This is a genomic window from Bacillus sp. LK2 (assembly GCF_001043575.1).
Classification (GTDB): Bacteria; Bacillota; Bacilli; order Bacillales; family Bacillaceae_G; genus Bacillus_A; species Bacillus_A paramycoides.
On record NZ_LDUK01000021.1, the window covers coordinates 152,322 to 170,547 of the forward strand.

22 protein-coding genes are annotated in these 18,226 nt (G+C 36.0%); 5 read left to right on the forward strand and 17 right to left on the reverse strand.

The genetic code is table 11. The annotated features are described in order from the left end of the window. Window position 1: 1 nt before the first annotated feature. The 5 genes from VK90_RS28750 to pdhA form a co-directional block, all read right to left on the reverse strand. On the reverse strand, window positions 2–229 hold the full coding sequence (locus VK90_RS28750; protein ID WP_071718792.1) for a hypothetical protein: 228 nt from the start codon (window positions 227–229) through the stop codon (window positions 2–4). 234 nt (window positions 230–463) lie between these two features. Then, window positions 464–1,876, reverse strand: coding sequence for a dihydrolipoyl dehydrogenase (gene lpdA, locus VK90_RS15685; protein WP_048374036.1), 1,413 nt, complete (start codon window positions 1,874–1,876; stop codon window positions 464–466). Between the two features lie 5 nt (window positions 1,877–1,881). Continuing rightward, a complete protein-coding gene (gene pdhC / locus VK90_RS15690; protein ID WP_048374037.1) occupies window positions 1,882–3,171 on the reverse strand; it encodes a pyruvate dehydrogenase complex dihydrolipoyllysine-residue acetyltransferase in 1,290 nt (429 codons plus the stop codon). Between the two features lie 93 nt (window positions 3,172–3,264). After that, a complete protein-coding gene (gene pdhB / locus VK90_RS15695; RefSeq protein WP_000068162.1) occupies window positions 3,265–4,242 on the reverse strand; it encodes a pyruvate dehydrogenase complex E1 component subunit beta in 978 nt (325 codons plus the stop codon). 3 nt (window positions 4,243–4,245) lie between these two features. Then, a complete protein-coding gene (gene pdhA / locus VK90_RS15700) occupies window positions 4,246–5,361 on the reverse strand; it encodes a pyruvate dehydrogenase E1 component subunit alpha (RefSeq protein WP_000536893.1) in 1,116 nt (371 codons plus the stop codon). 513 nt (window positions 5,362–5,874) lie between these two features. On the opposite strand from pdhA, the gene VK90_RS15705 reads away from it, so the two are divergent. Both VK90_RS15705 and def read left to right on the forward strand, forming a co-directional pair. Then, on the forward strand, window positions 5,875–6,024 hold the full coding sequence (locus VK90_RS15705) for a YjcZ family sporulation protein (protein ID WP_025147739.1): 150 nt from the start codon (window positions 5,875–5,877) through the stop codon (window positions 6,022–6,024). A 167-nt stretch (window positions 6,025–6,191) separates the two neighbouring features. Then, window positions 6,192–6,746, forward strand: coding sequence for a peptide deformylase (gene def / locus VK90_RS15710; protein ID WP_048374038.1), 555 nt, complete (start codon window positions 6,192–6,194; stop codon window positions 6,744–6,746). Between the two features lie 62 nt (window positions 6,747–6,808). Here the strand turns inward: def and VK90_RS15715 are convergent, their stop codons facing one another. Next, a complete protein-coding gene (locus VK90_RS15715; RefSeq protein WP_048374039.1) occupies window positions 6,809–7,582 on the reverse strand; it encodes a Cof-type HAD-IIB family hydrolase in 774 nt (257 codons plus the stop codon). A gap of 547 nt (window positions 7,583–8,129) precedes the next feature. On the opposite strand from VK90_RS15715, the gene VK90_RS15720 reads away from it, so the two are divergent. Both VK90_RS15720 and rnjA read left to right on the forward strand, forming a co-directional pair. After that, window positions 8,130–8,342: a DNA-dependent RNA polymerase subunit epsilon gene (locus tag VK90_RS15720; RefSeq protein WP_048374040.1), complete on the forward strand. Its 213-nt coding sequence runs from the start codon at window positions 8,130–8,132 to the stop codon at window positions 8,340–8,342. Between the two features lie 4 nt (window positions 8,343–8,346). Then, entirely contained in the window at window positions 8,347–10,014 is a 1,668-nt protein-coding gene (rnjA, locus tag VK90_RS15725) for a ribonuclease J1 (RefSeq protein WP_000670372.1), read from the forward strand. Window positions 10,015–10,052: 38 nt separating this feature from the next. On the opposite strand, the gene VK90_RS15730 is transcribed toward rnjA, so the two are convergent. From VK90_RS15730 to VK90_RS15770, 10 genes are all read right to left on the reverse strand, one after another. Further along, window positions 10,053–10,718 (reverse strand): potassium channel family protein, encoded by a 666-nt coding sequence (locus tag VK90_RS15730; protein ID WP_001290442.1) that lies wholly within the window; start codon window positions 10,716–10,718, stop codon window positions 10,053–10,055. Window positions 10,719–10,801: 83 nt separating this feature from the next. Beyond that, window positions 10,802–11,668 (reverse strand): hypothetical protein, encoded by an 867-nt coding sequence (locus VK90_RS15735; RefSeq protein WP_048374041.1) that lies wholly within the window; start codon window positions 11,666–11,668, stop codon window positions 10,802–10,804. 269 nt (window positions 11,669–11,937) lie between these two features. After that, on the reverse strand, window positions 11,938–13,068 hold the full coding sequence (locus tag VK90_RS15740; protein ID WP_048374042.1) for an N-acetyldiaminopimelate deacetylase: 1,131 nt from the start codon (window positions 13,066–13,068) through the stop codon (window positions 11,938–11,940). 62 nt (window positions 13,069–13,130) lie between these two features. After that, complete coding sequence (gene dapD, locus VK90_RS15745; protein ID WP_048374043.1) at window positions 13,131–13,853, reverse strand: 2,3,4,5-tetrahydropyridine-2,6-dicarboxylate N-acetyltransferase; 723 nt, start codon at window positions 13,851–13,853, stop codon at window positions 13,131–13,133. A 71-nt stretch (window positions 13,854–13,924) separates the two neighbouring features. Next, window positions 13,925–14,809, reverse strand: a complete 885-nt coding sequence (locus VK90_RS15750; RefSeq protein WP_025147731.1) for a LysR family transcriptional regulator — start codon at window positions 14,807–14,809, stop codon at window positions 13,925–13,927. A gap of 177 nt (window positions 14,810–14,986) precedes the next feature. After that, window positions 14,987–15,430: a cyclic-di-AMP-binding protein CbpB gene (cbpB, locus tag VK90_RS15755; RefSeq protein WP_002173221.1), complete on the reverse strand. Its 444-nt coding sequence runs from the start codon at window positions 15,428–15,430 to the stop codon at window positions 14,987–14,989. Between the two features lie 167 nt (window positions 15,431–15,597). Then, window positions 15,598–15,789 carry an antirepressor AbbA gene (gene abbA, locus VK90_RS15760; RefSeq protein WP_002173222.1) on the reverse strand — a complete coding sequence of 64 codons (192 nt, stop codon included), beginning with the start codon at window positions 15,787–15,789 and terminating at the stop codon, window positions 15,598–15,600. Between the two features lie 127 nt (window positions 15,790–15,916). Next, entirely contained in the window at window positions 15,917–16,435 is a 519-nt protein-coding gene (locus VK90_RS15765) for a ribonuclease H-like YkuK family protein (protein WP_002173223.1), read from the reverse strand. A gap of 73 nt (window positions 16,436–16,508) precedes the next feature. Continuing rightward, window positions 16,509–16,658 (reverse strand): hypothetical protein, encoded by a 150-nt coding sequence (locus VK90_RS30275; RefSeq protein WP_033795377.1) that lies wholly within the window; start codon window positions 16,656–16,658, stop codon window positions 16,509–16,511. 186 nt (window positions 16,659–16,844) lie between these two features. Continuing rightward, window positions 16,845–17,081, reverse strand: coding sequence for a YkuJ family protein (locus VK90_RS15770; protein ID WP_000055151.1), 237 nt, complete (start codon window positions 17,079–17,081; stop codon window positions 16,845–16,847). A gap of 232 nt (window positions 17,082–17,313) precedes the next feature. Between VK90_RS15770 and VK90_RS15775 the strand changes: the two genes are divergently transcribed. Next, window positions 17,314–17,550 carry a glutaredoxin family protein gene (locus VK90_RS15775; protein ID WP_000717875.1) on the forward strand — a complete coding sequence of 79 codons (237 nt, stop codon included), beginning with the start codon at window positions 17,314–17,316 and terminating at the stop codon, window positions 17,548–17,550. Between the two features lie 32 nt (window positions 17,551–17,582). Here the strand turns inward: VK90_RS15775 and VK90_RS15780 are convergent, their stop codons facing one another. Then, window positions 17,583–18,071 (reverse strand): DUF3993 domain-containing protein, encoded by a 489-nt coding sequence (locus VK90_RS15780; protein ID WP_048374044.1) that lies wholly within the window; start codon window positions 18,069–18,071, stop codon window positions 17,583–17,585. Between the last annotated feature and the right edge of the window lie 155 nt (window positions 18,072–18,226).

An 18,226-nucleotide genomic window follows, 5' to 3' on the forward strand; every position in this document is an offset into this window, starting at 1 on the left:
TTTAAAAAATCGATAATATGATAAAAAAAAGTATACAATTTGAACACGTAAGAAATAGAGCCCGTTTCCTGACGTGTAATACAAAACATGCTATCACATACGCTAAATAAAGAAATACGAAAAAGAGAATTACTTTGTAATGGAATTTATCTCCATTTGATAATGATAATACAATGGAAAAACCACTCCATAGTAGAAAATGATAAAATATAACATGTAATATTTTCATGGAACCTTCTCCTTTGACATGCTCTATTTTATTAATATATGGGGTTAAATTTGAATCAATTACATATTATACGAGGGCATATATACCACTTTTAAAGTAACATATGTTTTAACAGTTCATTAAAGTATTATATATTCATTCGACAAGTACATATAAAGACCTTGCAACTCATTTTATGGAAATAAAAATAACCCATCTCTTAAAATAAGAGATGGGTTATTTACATTACTTAAATTATTTTACAATGTGAATTGGCATTCCAAGAGCAACTTCAGCTGCTTCCATTGTGATTTCACCTAATGTTGGGTGAGCATGGATTGTTTGAGCGATATCTTCAGCTGTCATTCCAGCTTCGATAGCTAAACCAATCTCAGAGATAATATCAGAAGCGCCTGCACCTGCAACTTGTGCACCTACAAGAAGACCATCTTCTTTACGTGTTACAAGTTGTACGAAACCGTCAGTGCTGTTTAATGATAATGCACGACCGTTTGCAGCGAATGGGAACTTAGATACAGTTACGCTCATTCCAGCTTCTTCAGCTTGTTTCTTAGTGTAACCAACAGATGCTAATTCTGGATCAGTGAAGCATACTGCAGGAATTCCGATGTAATCGATAGCTGATGCATGGCCACTAATTGCTTCAACAGCTACTTTACCTTCGTAAGAAGCTTTGTGAGCTAATGGTGGTCCAGGAACGATATCACCGATTGCATAGATGTTTGGTACATTTGTACGGCATTGCTCATCGATTTCGATGATACCGCGGTCAGTCATTTTAACTCCAACTTGCTCAAGACCGATTTCTTGAGTATTTGGACGACGACCTACAGTTACTAATACGTAATCTGCTTCTACAGTTTGGATTTCACCTTTAACTTCGAAGCTAACTTTTACGCCAGTTTCTGTTTCTTCAACGCCTTTAGCCATAGCTTTTGTATGGATGTTTACGTTACCTTTCTTTTGAAGAGCACGTTTAACAACAGAGCTCATTGCTTTTTCAAAACCAGCTAGGATTTCGTCGCCAGCTTCTACTACAGTAACTTCTGTACCGAAGTTAGCATATGCAGTACCTAATTCCATACCGATGTAACCGCCGCCGATTACAACAAGTTTTTTAGGAATTTCAGGTAAGCTTAAAGCGCCTGTAGAGTTGATAACACGTTTAGAGTATTTGAATCCAGGAATTTCGATTGGTGTAGAACCAGTTGCAAGAACAGCATTTTTAAACGTATAAGTTTGAGCTGCATCTTCAGTCATTACGCGTAATGTGTTAGCATCTACGAAGTAAGCTTCACCGCGAATGATTTCAACTTTGTTACCTTTAAGAAGGCCTTCAACACCGCCAGTTAATTTCTTAACTACGCCGTTTTTCCATTCTTGAACTTTTGTAAAGTCAACTTTTACGTTCTCTGCAGTGATACCCATGTCATCAGAATGCATTGCATTCTCATAACGATGACCTGCATTGATTAACGCTTTTGAAGGAATACATCCAACGTTTAAGCATACGCCACCAAGGTTAGCTTTTTCAATAATTGCTACCTTTTGACCTAATTGTGCTGCACGAATTGCCGCAACGTATCCACCAGGACCTGCACCAACAACGACTGTATCTAATTCAATTGGGAAATCTCCTACTACCATTGTTATTACGCCTCCATTACTAATAATTGTGGGTCATTCAATAAACGTTTAATTTGGTTTAATGCTTTTTGAGCAGTTGCGCCGTCAATTAAACGATGGTCAAAGCTTAGAGATAATGCTAATACTGGAGCTGCAACGATTTCACCGTTTTTCACAACTGGTTTCTCAGCAATACGGCCGATACCAAGGATTGCTACTTCTGGGTGATTGATAACTGGAGTGAACCATTGTCCACCTGCAGAACCAATGTTTGTAATTGTGCAAGAAGCACCTTTCATTTCAGTTGGAGCTAAACGACCGTCACGTGCTTTACCAGCAAGATCATTGATCTCGTTAGAAATAGTAAAGATTGACTTGCGATCTGTATCTTTAACAACTGGTACTAATAGACCTTTGTCTGTATCAGCTGCGATACCGATGTTGAAGTAATGTTTATGAACTACTTCTTGAGATGCATCGTCTAAAGAAGTGTTTAACATTGGGTATTCACGTAATGCAGATGTTAAAGCTTTAACAACGTATGGAAGGTAAGTTAATTTAATACCTTTGTCCGCTGCAACAGCTTTGAACTTCTTACGGTGAGCAACAAGCTCAGTTACATCAATTTCATCCATTAATGTTACGTGAGGAGCTGTATGCTTAGAGTTAACCATTGCTTTTGCAATCGCTTTACGGATACCGCTCATTTTCTCACGAGTTTCTGGATATTCACCAGCTGGGATTGGTTGTGCTTTTGGTGCTTCTTCTTTCGCTGCTGCTGGAGTAGCTTCTACTGCTGCTGGAGCCTCAGTTGCTGCTACTGTTTGTCCACCATTTGCAAATGCATCGATGTCAGCTTTCACAACGCGGCCGTTCTTACCAGAACCAGCTACTTTATGAATATCTACACCTTTTTCACGAGCATATTTACGAACAGATGGCATAGCGATAACGCGCTCATTTACTACTTCTGCAGTTGCTGCTGGAGTAGCTTCCGCTGCTGGAGCTTCTACTGCTGCTTCTTCAGCTTTTGGAGCTGCATCATGATCGTCACCTTTAAATTTAAGGTTTTCGTATCCAGGAGCATCAAATTTAATTAATGTATCTCCTACAATTGCAACTGTTCCTTCTTCTACAAGTACTTCAAGTACTTTACCTTTAACAGGAGAAGGGATTTCTACTACTGCTTTATCATTTTGTACTTCAAGAAGTACATCGTCTTCATTTACTTCATCGCCTGGTTTAATAAACCATTTTACGATTTCACCTTCGTGGATACCTTCACCGATATCTGGTAGTTTAAATTCAAATGCCACGGAATTCAGCCCCCTGATTCATTTCATTATTATGGAATATGTACAAAAGAAACCAGCATGTGCTGATTTCTTCTGCACATGAAAAACTAAAAATTAGAAGTTCATTACTTTGTTAACAGCTTCAACAATATCTTTATGGTTTGGTAACCATACGCTCTCAGCTTGAGAGAATGGGAATACTGTATCAGCAGCTGCAACACGTACAACTGGAGCTTCTAAGTTTAAGATTGCACGGTCGTTAATTTCCGCTACAACGTTAGCTGCAATACCAGCTTGTTTTTGAGCTTCTTGAACTACAACTACGCGGCCTGTTTTTTCAACAGAAGCGATGATTGTTTCGATATCTAATGGTTGAACTGTACGTAAGTCAACAACCTCTAAAGAGATACCTTCTTTTTCAAGTTCTTCAGCAGCTTTTAATGCAGCATGAACCATAGCACCATAAGCGATAACAGATACATCTGTACCTTCACGTTTGATATCAGCTTTACCTAAATCAATTGTGTAATCGCCTTCTGGTACATCTTGACGGAATGAACGGTACAATTTCATATGCTCTAAGTAGATAACTGGATCGTTGTCACGAATCGCAGAGATTAAAAGACCTTTTGCATCGTATGGAGTAGATGGAATAACAACTTTTAGACCAGGTTGTTGTGCCACTAATCCTTCTAAGCTATCAGCGTGTAGTTCAGGAGTATGAACACCACCACCGAATGGCGAACGAATTGTTACTGGAGCAGTCCAACGTCCACCAGAACGGTAACGCATACGAGCTAATTGACCAGAAACTGAATCCATTACTTCATAAATGAAACCGAAGAATTGAATTTCTGGAACTGGACGGAAACCTTCAAGTGCAAGTCCAACTGCAAGTCCACCAATACCAGACTCTGCAAGTGGAGTATCCATTACACGATCTTCACCGAATTCAGCTTGTAAACCTTCAGTAGCACGGAATACTCCGCCGTTTACACCAACGTCTTCACCAAACACAAGTACGTTAGGGTCATTTTTCATTTCAACGCGTAAAGCATCAGTGATTGCTTGAATCATTGTCATTTGAGCCATGGCTTACTTCGACTCCTTTTCTTTGTAAATTTCATATTGTTCAGCTAAGTTGTAAGGCATTTTTTCGTACATGATTTCCATTAAATCAGTAACTTTTTGTTTTGGAGCTTGGTCAGCCTTAGCAATTGCTTGTTTGATATCTTCTTTTGCTTCTTCGATTACTTTCTCTTCAACTTCTTGAGACCATAGGCCTTTGTTTTCTAAGAATGCACGGAAGCGTACGATTGGATCTTTTTGTTCCCATTCGTTTTCGATATCTTTTGTACGGTAACGAGTTGGGTCATCACCAGCCATTGTATGTGGACCATAACGGAATGTTAAAGTCTCGATTAAAGTAGGGCCTTCGCCGTTTACTGCGCGCTCACGAGCGAAAGCAGTTGCTGCGTATACAGCTAATGGATCCATACCGTCTACTTGAATTCCGTAAATACCTGCTGCTACTGCTTTTTGTGCTACAGTTTTAGCTGCAGATTGCTTTTCTACTGGAGTAGAGATTGCATAACGGTTGTTTTGTACAACGAAGATTGCTGGAGCTTTGAATGCACCCGCAAAGTTCATACCTTCGTAGAAGTCACCTTGTGAAGCACCACCGTCACCAGTGTAAGTAATAGCAACAGATTTTTTACCACGTAGTTTCATACCTAACGCAACACCAGCAGTTTGGATGATTTGCGCACCGATAATGATTTGTGGAGCAAGTGCATTTACATTCTCAGGCATTTGGTTACCCATGAAATGTCCACGAGAGAATAAGAATGCTTGGTATAATGGTAAACCGTGCCATACTAATTGTGGCACATCACGATATCCTGGTAAGATGAAATCTTCTGCTTCAAGTGCGAAATGACTTGCTAATTGAGAAGCCTCTTGTCCAGCTGTTGGTGCGTAGAATCCTAAACGTCCTTGACGGTTTAAAGAAATAGAACGTTGATCTAGTACGCGAGTATACACCATACGGCGCATTAATTCTTTTAATTGATCATCAGATAATTCAGGCATAGCTGCTTCATTCACAACTTCGCCTTTTTCATTTAAAATTTGTAATGTTTCAAATTGAGCTGCGATAGCTTTCATTTGCTCATCAACATTAAATAGGGTCTTTTTTGTTTTAGTACCCATTCCGTTCACCTCTTCCTCTCTTGAACCATATTCTGAAACGCTTTCACTATCTATTAGCTAGACTGAAAACGTAACAATGTAAACCAACAAATTTGTCTGTCGGTTGAGAATAATTTTGTGTACCTAACAATCTGTACTAATGTTTTTTCAGAAACATATTAATACAATCTTGATCACGTTTTTTAGTTTACAACTATTCTAATTACGATGTCAATTACTTTGAATACGTTTTTTTATAAATAATATGCAGGTTTCCTCTACACAAACGTGTTTTTATTTTTCACATCTGTATTAGTAAGCATTAACCCACTGTTATATTATTCCCTTTTTAGCTTGTTTTTGCTCTTAGAATAATATGTAAACGATTTAATTCTCCTTAGTTTTTCTCTCTTCCCAATAAAAATATACAAACTCTTCTCCCTTTTCTAGGTGAACACCCATACATTTCTTACTGCTACTCCATACATTAAAGTAACCGCAGTATTAGCGGGAAATGATAAAGGAGGTCATCTCATGTACGGATACTCATATTGCTATCCAACGACTTGTTCATATCCTTCCTACGGTTATGGCGGTTCTTGCGGCGGATCTGGGTGCGGCTTCGCATTAATCGTTGTGTTGTTTATCCTTTTAATTATCGTTGGTGCTGCTTGCATTCGCTAATGTAAAATGAAACAACTATGGAAAGAAACAGACGGCTTTGCCGTCTTTTCTTTTTATTATGCACATAACTTATCTATAGAAGATTTGTTTCCAAGTAGCCCTACCTTACTTGCCGATGACTTTTTTTATCTCCTTTGGTAGACTAAAGAAGAAAGGAGAGATTACATATGCTTACAATGAATGATGTAATTCGCGAAGGAAATCCTATTTTGCGAGAAGTCGCAGAAGAAGTTTCATTACCAGCGAGCGAAGAAGATACAAATACCCTTAAAGAAATGATCGAATTTGTAATAAATAGCCAAGACCCTGAAATGGCTGAAAAATATAATTTGCGCCCTGGAATAGGATTAGCAGCTCCGCAAATCGGTGTTTCAAAGAAAATGATCGCTGTTCATGTGACCGATACAAATGATACGTTATATAGTTACGCATTATTTAATCCAAAAATTATTAGTCATTCTGTTGAACGTACACATTTACCAAGTGGTGAAGGGTGTCTATCTGTAGACCGTGAAGTATCTGGTTATGTTCCTCGTTATACAAGGATTACGGTGAGAGCCACAACTATTAACGGTGAAGACGTAAAACTACGATTAAAAGGGTTACCGGCAATTGTATTCCAACATGAAATCGACCATTTAAATGGTGTTATGTTCTATGACCATATTAATAAAGACAATCCATTTGCAGCTCCTGATGATTCAAAACCTCTAGAGCGATAAGTAAAAAGGCGGAAGATTTAACTTCCGCCTTTTTACTTATATGAAATGGGTTCCATATCCACTTACAACAACCCAGCCCATTTCAACCCATGATAAATACCGTCTTCACTAACATCTTTTGTCACATAATTAGCTAGTTTTTTCAAGTCCTCATGACCATTCCCCATCACAATTCCTGTTCCTACTGCTTCAATCATTTCTAAATCATTTAATCCGTCCCCAAATGCATATACTTGTTCACGGTTAAACCCTAATTTCTCAATAAATTTCTCAATTCCTTTTGCCTTAGAACCACCATTAGGAATAATATCCATTGAATATGCATGCCAACGAATAAAATGAAAATCCGGATACTGATGAATAAACTTTTCTTCTTCATTTACTTCACAAAAAAGAAGCGTTTGATATATATCGCGTTCCTCATAAAACTCAGGCTCATATGCTGGATGCTTAAAGTGTAAGCTCCCAAACCCCTCTTTCACATAATCATGATATTCTACTGTCGCTTTCATTTCTTGATGATCAAGATATACAAGGGGATATCCTTCTTTTTTTGCAAACTCAGTAAACTTATGTAGAGCAGCTGGATGTAATGGATTGTTAAATATCACCTCGTCTTCAAACACAACGTACTGTCCATTAAAACTGACATAGTTATGAATATTAAGTTCCTTCCGAATATCTTCAAACATAAATGGAGCACGTCCTGTCGCAATTGCTACATGCACGCCTTTTTCTTGTAAATGTCGTACTGCATCTCGTGTAGATTGCGGAATTTTTTTATCATGATCTAATAATGTTCCATCAATATCAAAAAAGACAATTTTATCATTCATTTGTCAAAATCCTTTCTGGCACTCTATATTCCTATTTTGGTTATCACTTTTCAAAATCCCAAAAAAAGTATAACATATTAAACATCTGTGAAGAAAGCGTTCACTTTCTGACCTTATTTATGGAATACGCATATACTATTAGTAAAAAATGTGGATACTTGTTCGGATGAATTTTCTTTTCCATTCTTTCTCATACTATAGCTATAACTAACGGCTACTAATCGTTACTACAAGATAACTTACACTGTACTTGAAAGGACAAGATTCATAATTCACTTCTAATCTTCTTTCTTGTACGGAGGGCGAAGTTATCACTAGTAATATGCATGTTTCAAATAAGGAAAGGAAGGAGTAATCATGCTGAAGAAGCTGAAGAAAAAGCTCAAGCGTTATTTAAATGATCTAGTCCGTAAAAAGACAATCGCTTAAATTGTGCCCATTTCGGGCTTTTTCTTCATTCTCATTCGAAAAAACATGAAAATCGTGACTGTTTGCTTTATAATAAGTAACAGATAATGCAAAACATAGACAAGGAGAGGTTTTCCAAATGATTTTTAAAGTATTTTATCAAGAAAAATTAACTGAGGTCCCAGTACGTGAAAATACAAAAGTTTTATATTTAGAGGCTACGTCTGAAAAGGATGTTCGTAAAAAATTACAAAAGTTCGCATATAATATCGAGTTTGTTCAGTCTGTTACTGGTGCTCATCTTGAATATGAAAAACAAAACGCTGATTTAATATTAGCGGAGATCGTATAATCATATGAAATTCCTAAAAAATGATCAGGCTGCTGTTTTTGCTCTCGGTGGACTTGGTGAAATCGGCAAAAATACATATGCTGTTCAATTTCAAGATGAAATTATTATAATTGACGCTGGAATTAAATTTCCAGAAGACGAACTCCTCGGAATCGATTATGTAATACCAGATTACACTTATTTTGTGCGAAACGAAGATAAAATTAAAGGATTATTCATTACACATGGTCACGAAGATCATATTGGTGGAATCCCTTACCTATTACGTCAAGTGAACATTCCGATTTACGGCGGTAAATTAGCAATTGCCCTAATTAAAAACAAATTAGAAGAGCACGGATTGCTTCGTAAAGCGAAACTTTATGAAATTCAAGAAGATGATGTTATAAAATTCAAAAAAACATCTGTTTCCTTCTTCCGTACAACTCACAGTATTCCAGATTCATACGGAGTTGTTGTGAAAACACCTCAAGGACAAGTCGTTCATACTGGTGATTTCAAGTTCGATTTCACACCAGTCGGTGAGCCAGCAGATTTAACTAAAATGGCCGAAATCGGAAAAGACGGTGTACTTTGTCTCCTATCTGATAGTACAAACAGTGAAGTTCCGAACTTTACGATGTCTGAACGCCGCGTTGGTGATAGTATTCAAGATATATTCCGCAAGGTAGAAGGTCGTATTATATTCGCAACCTTTGCATCGAATATACATCGCTTACAACAAGTTGTTGAGGCTGCTGTTGAAAACAATCGTAAAGTGGCTGTTTTCGGTCGAAGTATGGAAGCTGCTATTGAAATCGGACAAAACCTTGGTTATATACGATGTCCAAAGGATACATTCATAGATACATCTCAGCTAAACCGCCTACCAGCTAATAAAGTTGTTATTTTATGTACAGGTAGTCAAGGTGAGCCGATGGCAGCACTTTCACGTATTGCTAACGGTACGCATCGTCAAATTCAAATTATCCCTGGCGATACAGTTGTTTTCTCTTCTTCACCAATCCCAGGCAATACAATTAGCGTAAGTCGTACAATTAACATGTTGTACCGCGCTGGCGCTGATGTCATCCATGGTAAACTCTCAAATATTCATACGAGTGGACACGGTGGACAAGAAGAACAGAAGTTGATGCTACGTCTTATTAAGCCGAAATATTTCATGCCAATTCATGGTGAGTATCGTATGCAACGTATGCATATGAAATTAGCTAATGATTGTGGTATTCCAGAAGAAAATTGTTTCATTATGGATAATGGAGATGTTCTTGCTTTACGTTCTGACGAAGCAAGCGTAGCTGGAAAAATCCCATCTGGTTCTGTCTATATTGATGGAAACGGTATTGGAGATATCGGTAATATCGTATTACGTGATCGTCGCATTCTTTCTGAAGAAGGGCTTGTAATTGTAGTTGTAAGCATTGATATGAAAGAATTTAAAGTTGCAGCAGGACCTGATATCATCTCACGTGGTTTCGTTTATATGCGTGAAAGCAGCGATTTAATCAATGATGCACAAACGTTAATTACAACACATTTAGAAAAAGTAATGGAGCGAAAAACAACACAATGGTCTGAAATTAAAAATGAGATTACAGACACATTAGCACCATTCCTATACGAAAAAACGAAACGTCGTCCAATGATTTTACCAATCATTATGGAAATATAAGAAAAAGGACAATGCCTTCTTGGCATTGTCCTTTTCTCTTATCTTAAAAAATGCTTAAAACGATCTACTTCATCGTCATGACCAATTACAATTAATATATCTCCTGCTTGAATATTTTCTGTAGCTCGAGGAGATACGATAACTTCTTTGCCACGTTTAATTGCTACAATATTCAAACCAAACTTCGCACGAATATCTAATTCAATTAAAGAGTGTCCATCAATTTTCTTATTTGCAATAATCTCTACAATACTATGTTCATCTGAAAGCTCTAGGTAATCTAACACATTACTTGATGCGATATTATTAGCAATCCTTTTTCCCATATCTCGTTCTGGATGCACAATATGATCTGCCCCTATTTTACTTAACACTTTTTCATGGTAGTCATTTTGAGCTTTCACAGTAATATTTTTCACACCTAATTCTTTCAAAATTAACGTTGTTAAAATACTTGAATTTAAATTATCTCCAATAGCAACGACCACATGGTCAAAGTTACGGATACCAAGACTTTTTAATACCATCTCATCTGTTGAATCCGCAATTACAGCATGCGAAGCAATATTTGCAAACTCATTAATTTTATCTTCATCTGAATCAATTGCCATTACTTCCATACCTAATTGCGCTAGTTCGCGGCAAATACTTCCACCAAAACGCCCAAGCCCAATGACAGCAAATTCTTTCTCTTTTTCACTCACAGGAATTCCTCCAATAACATCAAGTACTATGTGGTTTTATTGTAACATACTTTATATTTGCTACAAAAACCTGTATATAATCCTTATTTTTGTTTTTGCATATAAAAATACTGTTGTAAATAAAATGCGATACTGAAAATTAACATACCGAATACAAATATATTTCCAAACGAACTAAATGTTTCAAAAACGAACAATAATGTTTCTTGTCCAAAAAAAGCAAATAAAAGTTGTGTAAATGCGAATAACAGTGCCAATATGTAATGATGTTGATGGAATAAATAATGCGTTGCACCTAAAAAGGCTATAAACGAAACAATGAAGATCCACCAATTTTCTAAAAACAGTTGCCAATTAGAAAATTGATATCCATTTACTAATATCGCAATAATTCCTATAACTGCCATTGTTGGCACACTCCATAATAATGCACGTCCTCTAAAGAAGCGTGTACCTTTTGTATCTCCTTTTTCATTTGCAATGTATGTTAGCACGACAGTACTTATATACAAAACAGAGAGGATTGTTAAAACAATGATAAGCCAAAAATGTAATTGATAATATTCATGTTCTATATTCGTCACGATCGCAGCTAGCATACATGGAATTAACATGCCTGTCCAACCATCTATTTTTCTTTCATTCCAAAACACCGTATTACCAATCCGAATTCCTAATAGCATAAAAATAATGATACCTAGTACAAATAATGTAGTCTTATTCCCTACTAAACTAGTTGAGAAAGCAATTAATCCAATAAATAAAAAAAGAACAAATCCATTCATAATTTCTAGTACAGGTGATAAATATCTTTTCACCCATTTATATGTTTCTTCATATTCACTATTATTCGCTAAACGATAGGCGTAAAAACTTATCCCAAAATAAACCGCCGCAATAATAACATATGCATATAAGACGAAACATAAAATCGCACTGCTAATTTGCACGTAATTCCCCACCCTTTTTTCTATGTATCACATTGATTTTACACACTTTTTATACTAAAAGTAAACATATATACGGTAGTTAAACAATTATCTTCCCTATTAGCGAGAATTAATAATGAGCAGTGGCTTCCCCCTGCTCATTATTAATACGCTAAATTTCACTTCATCCATTTGTATGAAGTTGTCTAACACTAACAAATATGAAAGATGTTTTCGTCTCAGAACTAAGAGGCGCCTACTCTAAACTTTTGCAAAGTTAGCAAGTAAGTTTACTTTCTATTTCCTTTCCACTTCACATATTGATCTAAAAATGCTATTGCTTGCTCAATAGCTTCTTCGTCTGGTTTTAATTTCGCATGATGTAAACCATGTTCTGAATTTACTCCAAGCCAAAACATAAATCCAGGTATCTCTCGAAGCATATAGCCAAAATCTTCACCTGTCATTGCCTCAGTGCATGTAATGACATCCATATCTGTTTGTTCACCTACAAATTGCATAAACTCTCTCGTTAACTCTTCATGATTATACACTTGATGATACATTGCTCCATAGTCAATTACAGCTTCGCATTGGAAAGAAGCTTCTATACCCGCGACAATTGCCTCAATTCGACTTTTAACACGTTTCATTGACTCAACGGATAGTGTACGAATCGTTCCTTCTAAACGAGATTTTTCTGCGATGATGTTTTGAACTGTACCGCCTGTGATTTTCCCAATTGTAATTACAGCACTGTCAAGAGGGTTCACATTACGACTAATAACTGATTGAAGTTGTGTAACGAGATGACTTGCTGCAACAATCATATCATTTGCTGTATGCGGATATGCAGCATGTCCACCTTTCCCTTTTAAATCAACATATAACTCTGATGTATTTGCAAATAATAACCCCTCTTTGGTTGCAATTGTCCCCACAGGGTATTCTGGCGCAATATGAAGACCAAGAATTATATTCGGCTTCCATTCTTTTAGCTCTTCGCTTTCTAACATAGGAAGAGCACCACCTGGCCCTTCTTCTGCTGGTTGGAATATAAACACAATATCATCATCTATTCTTTCGCTTACAGCTGCTGTTAGAAGGCCTAAACCAATTGTCGTATGCAAATCATGTCCACATGCATGCATCATTCCTTCATGAACAGAAGCAAACTCATACCCTGTTTCCTCTGTAATTGGTAAACCATCTATATCTGCGCGATAGCCTATTATTTTCTCTGGATTTTCCCCATTTACTTTAACGATTACACCTGTCTTCCATGTCTTCACTTCTAAATATTCATTAGGGAGAGTTCCTATGTAATCTAAAATATATTGTTGTGTTTTCCACTCTTTAAATCCAATTTCCGGAATCTTATGTAAATCTCTACGAATTTTGACAAATTTGCTTACTGTCATTTTTGCACCTCTATCTATAAAAAGCGTAAGAGCCCATTTATGCTCTTACGCTTTTTGTTTTTTTATTTCTCTGGGTTTAATTGACGAAGCTCTTGTTTAATTTCAGTTTTTGCTTTTGTCTTCTCATCAATTTCTTTAATTACACGTGCTGGGGTTCCTGCAACAACTGTATATGGAGGCACATCTTCTGTTACAACAGCTCCTGCTGCTACAACTGCACCTTTACCTACTGTTACACCTTCTAAAACAACTACATTTGCACCAATTACAACATCATCTTCAACGATAACTGGTTTTGCAGAAGGCGGCTCAATAACACCTGCAAGTACAGCACCTGCACCTACGTGACAATTTTTACCAACTGTTGCGCGTCCACCAAGTACTGCGTTCATGTCGATCATAGAACCTTCACCAATTACAGCACCGATGTTAATTGTTGCATTCATCATGATAACTGCATTGTCACCAATTTCAACATGATCACGAATAATCGCACCTGGCTCGATACGAGCTTTAATACCTTTTAAATCAAGCATCGGAATTGCAGAATTACGACGGTCGTTTTCTACAACGTAGTCAACGATGTGCTTTTTATTTTCTTCAAGAATTGTCTTAATTTCAGACCATTCTCCGAATAAAACACCAGATTTTTTATTTACAAATGCTTGTACTGTTTCAGGGAATGTTACCTCTTTTAATTCCCCTTTTATGTATACCTTTACAGGAGTTTTCTTTTCACTTTTTTGAATAAACGAAATAATTTCGTTAGCGTCCATCATTTTCATTCTTGTTGCCTCCTAAATCCATTTATATTGTTACTCTACCAAACGATAGAGCGAGTAGCAAGACAATAATCTTATTTTTCCATTTGAATTTCTTCTATAATTTCTAAAAATGCTTGCACTTGCTTCAATTGTCTCGCTGAGTCACTCGTCAATAACCATGTTTCTCTCGTTAATTGAACAGGTGTTTTATACATATTTTCCTGCACTTCTTTTAAAACCGTCGAAGGTAAAAGAGCATAACCTATACCATTTAAAACGAGCTGTTTGCACGTTTCAATTTGGTCAACTACAATCGTCCGTTTAGGTGGATTGGAAAATAACCCATACCACCAATTTTGTATTTGTCCATAGTAGGTCGAGTCACTTTTAAATTGAATAAATGGTCTATTCGTCTCTTTTAACATCGAAATATCTTTTATTTCTTTATCAACTAAATATAATTCGTCTTCAAACAATTGTTGCTTTTGTCCTTTATATTCTTGTGATCCTCTTAATATAGCGACGTGAACGTCCCCTTCATAAAATTGCTTTTGAACTTCACTACTCCAGCCAGTGAACAGAGATATCTTCACAGAAGGATACTTATGCACAAATTTTTTCAAAACAGGCGGAAGCCAATATTGACCAATGACTGACGCAACAGCTATCTTTAGCGTCCCGTAAGTTTCTGTTCTAAAAACAGCCAGTTCACTTTTTATATCTTCTTCCTTTTGCAACATTTCTTTTGCATAATTTGCGACTTTTTCCCCTTCAGGTGTAATTGTCAATCCTTTTTGTGAACGGATAAAAAATTTCATTCCCCATTGTTTCTCCATAGATTGTAATCGTTGGCTAAGCGCAGGTTGGGAAACAAATAAACGTTCCGCCGCTTTTCTCATATTTGATTCCTGAGCTAACACAACCATCATTTGAAAATCATCAATTTGCAACTTTCTCCCTCTTTCCTTAGCTTCCATACACCTAATTTCAATAAGCTTTTCATCCTTAATTTAATTAAACACTTTTATACAGAAGAACGATTTTTCAGCTCAAACTTTTCTTATGTTTTATGTCTTTTTAAATATAATACATACACAACTGATATGCACGAAAAAAAGTGACTTCTTCTTTTCTATGAAGTCACTTTTTTCACGTTATCGATTATGCTGTCTCACTTTTTTATTCAACAATTTTAAAATAGCTCGACGTGTTAAAATCCCCTCGAAGTACCCTTCTTCATTGACAGCGCAAATAAAAGGATGATCAATTGTCATTTCTAAAGCTTTTGCAAAGGAATCTTCTAACATAAGAACTGGAATATCTTCCTTCATCACTTGTTCCACTTTCATATTCTCAAGTCTTTCAAACTCAATGCGCTCTAACCCTAAAATACCGTCTAAAATCATAGCAGTACTAATTAACCCATGTAATTTATACATCGGATCTAGAACAGGAATCGCCGAATATCCAGATTTCACAAGAACGAGTAAAGCATGTTCTAAACCATTCCCTATTTGGACATGTGCCACCTTCTCTGATGAAATCATTAAATCCTTCACAAGAATTTGTTGAAACTCGTCTTTCGGAATACTAATCATGTTACATCCCCCATTTTCCTTTTTCCTGCTAATATTCTTGATCCTATTCACATTTTATGATAGCGTTTTCACATTATTATTTTGTCCTTACGTTATTCTAATAAAAATAAAGATACACAGCCATTTTAGCATACAACACAAAAAAAAGACTACCATTCCGGTAGCGCTTAATACCCTTTATTTTTTAATCGGTAAAATAATCTTGTTATTTTTTTATATTGTGTCACATCTGTCTTTTTTAAACCATTCTCAATATCTGTAAGCTCCACAGCTAAAATTTCGCTCGCGTAATTTTGCTGAAACAGAATATCCAGTAATAAACTTTCTTCTTCTTTTGTTAAAATTAACTCCTTTTCCATATACTCCTCTCCTTACACTCGCATCGTCACCCTTATTATATAAAATTTTCAACCTATTTAATAGATGTAATATTCAGTTTTTGACAATTGCATTTAAAAGCCGCAAATATATAGAAATCGTTTCGTACTATTTAGTATATCGATTTGCATAACTAAACGCCGCATAAGAATCCGGTTTAATTTTTGCGGTTAATCCCATTGCTTGAATTTTCATCGTCATATCTAAAATAAATTCTTTTGTTAAACCATCATTCCCGATATCTAAATGAATTTCCATTATGAACCCTGCCCCTTCTTGAGCGTATGGGTGCAATAAATCCCATATTGTTTGTATACGATTGGGAGTAAATAGACAGGCGATTTCTTGACTAAACTGTGTTTCTAAATATATCTTCTCACGCAATGTTGCTGGCTTGTTTTTTACTGATTTATGGTGCAAACATCCCCATGCTCCTTTTCCAACCCGATGAATATGTATCGCTGTAATAAACCTCGTATCCTTTTGATGCGCTTGTGAGTCTGTCCCAATAGATAATCGATATAAATTTCGTGGATCCTTTTCAATGAAACTGCAAATGCGGTTAAAGACCATATCAAAATTCAAATGTCTCTCTGAAACATTATAAAATGTATGCTCACCGTCCACATAGTCACGTCCTTTCAATTAGACAGACTTTTCGTATTCTCATTGTATGGGACAAAAACAAAAATTATAACTACTACCCTTTATTCGTTTCAATATTTCGAATTACATAATGACAAAACCTACACGTATAAATTACATTTTGATTAGACTGGGCGGTTAATACATGAATAATTTCAGCGTGATTGTGGCAATTCGGACAAATAACAATCGGTAAGCGTTCCATTCTTCACACCTCCTATTTTATATTTACTACCATTGTAGGAAAAACAAAAAATTCCTATACATGTACGTTTGTAAAAACTCCTTTATTTGATCGGGACTAAAAATGCGATTTTCACTACCTGTATAGCTTTTTAAGTAATATAACTAAAAAAGGTACTACCATTTGGTAGTACCTTTTTTATATGTATCAAGAAATGATATCGTAAATCTCAATTGCAACCATGTCGATGTTATCGAATTGATACACTTGAGGTTTTTCACCTTGTTGATACACTTCTAACTCATACATTTCACTTTTATCGAAAAATTTCACGCTACATTTGCGCTCACCGTTCACTTCAAAATAGCGTTGTGCTACTTCACCGCTTTCAGCTTGTTCTTGTAGACTAACAAGTCGAGTTAAAATTCCTTGGAGTAGAGACATGAAATCTCTCCTTTCTCTGATCTTCCTACCAATAGGTTTTACAGCTATACTCATTCTATCCGTCATAACAGAAAAAATGTTCCACACTCTAGGATAAAGGTTCTTGACCAGAAACTCAACTAAAATTTGTCGAAATACGAAGTAAAAAGAAGAAAGTTCATCTTTTCTCTTCTTTATTGCGATTTTTATACTGGCAGAATATAATAAAAAACAGAAAAAGGGAGGAATTACAATGAAAAAAATTGAGGTTTATACACAACCAGATTGTCCGCCATGTGTCATTGTGAAAGAATTTTTAAAACATAATAACGTTGCATATGAAGAATTTGACGTAAAAAAAGACGCTGCCGCTCGCAATCGCCTTTTATATGACTATGACTCCTATTCAACTCCAACAGTTGTAATTGACGGAGAAGTTGTCGCAGGTTTTCAAATCGAAAAATTACAGCAGTTATTAAATATAGAATAGGAATAGGAATAGGAAGACACCTATTCCTATTTTTATAATTGTTGCAACCTTTTTATTTCAGTCAAAAGTTCCTGACTTTCATGATACCCTGCTAATTTCCATTTCCCGTTGTCCTTTTGCAATGTCACAATTTGATATTGTCCATTTTTCGCCCGCTCATATACATATAAATTTTTATGCTCTTCATCATAAGACATTTTTGTTTCTGAACTAAAGGAGAAAGGAGCCTCTTTTGCCGGAAGTAAATATTCACCACTCTGCTTATCATTTCTACTGTTTTCATCTGTAAAAACTTGAAGGAAATTATCTGTAAAATACGGTGATAACGTCTCTATCATCCTATTCATTGGCAAATGCTTCCCACGGATTGAAAATTGTGTCTCATACCCTTTTTGTATCGTTGTAAACACTTCTTTCCGATCAACTTTCACTTCTTCTTTTCCTAAAACAGTTGTGACACTATAACCAACTAGAAAGGCAACACATACAAATAGAACAAACCATATTCCATATTTCCTCATTTTTTCACCTTCCCTTTAAAGAGCTTGTCTTTGTAGTATTCATTGTAACAATGATTATGCAAAGAAAGGGATGATTTCGTTCGTAAAATCTTTACAACGATAGACAGCATTTTCATCATCATTTTCACTATTACCAATTTATGATAAAAACAAAC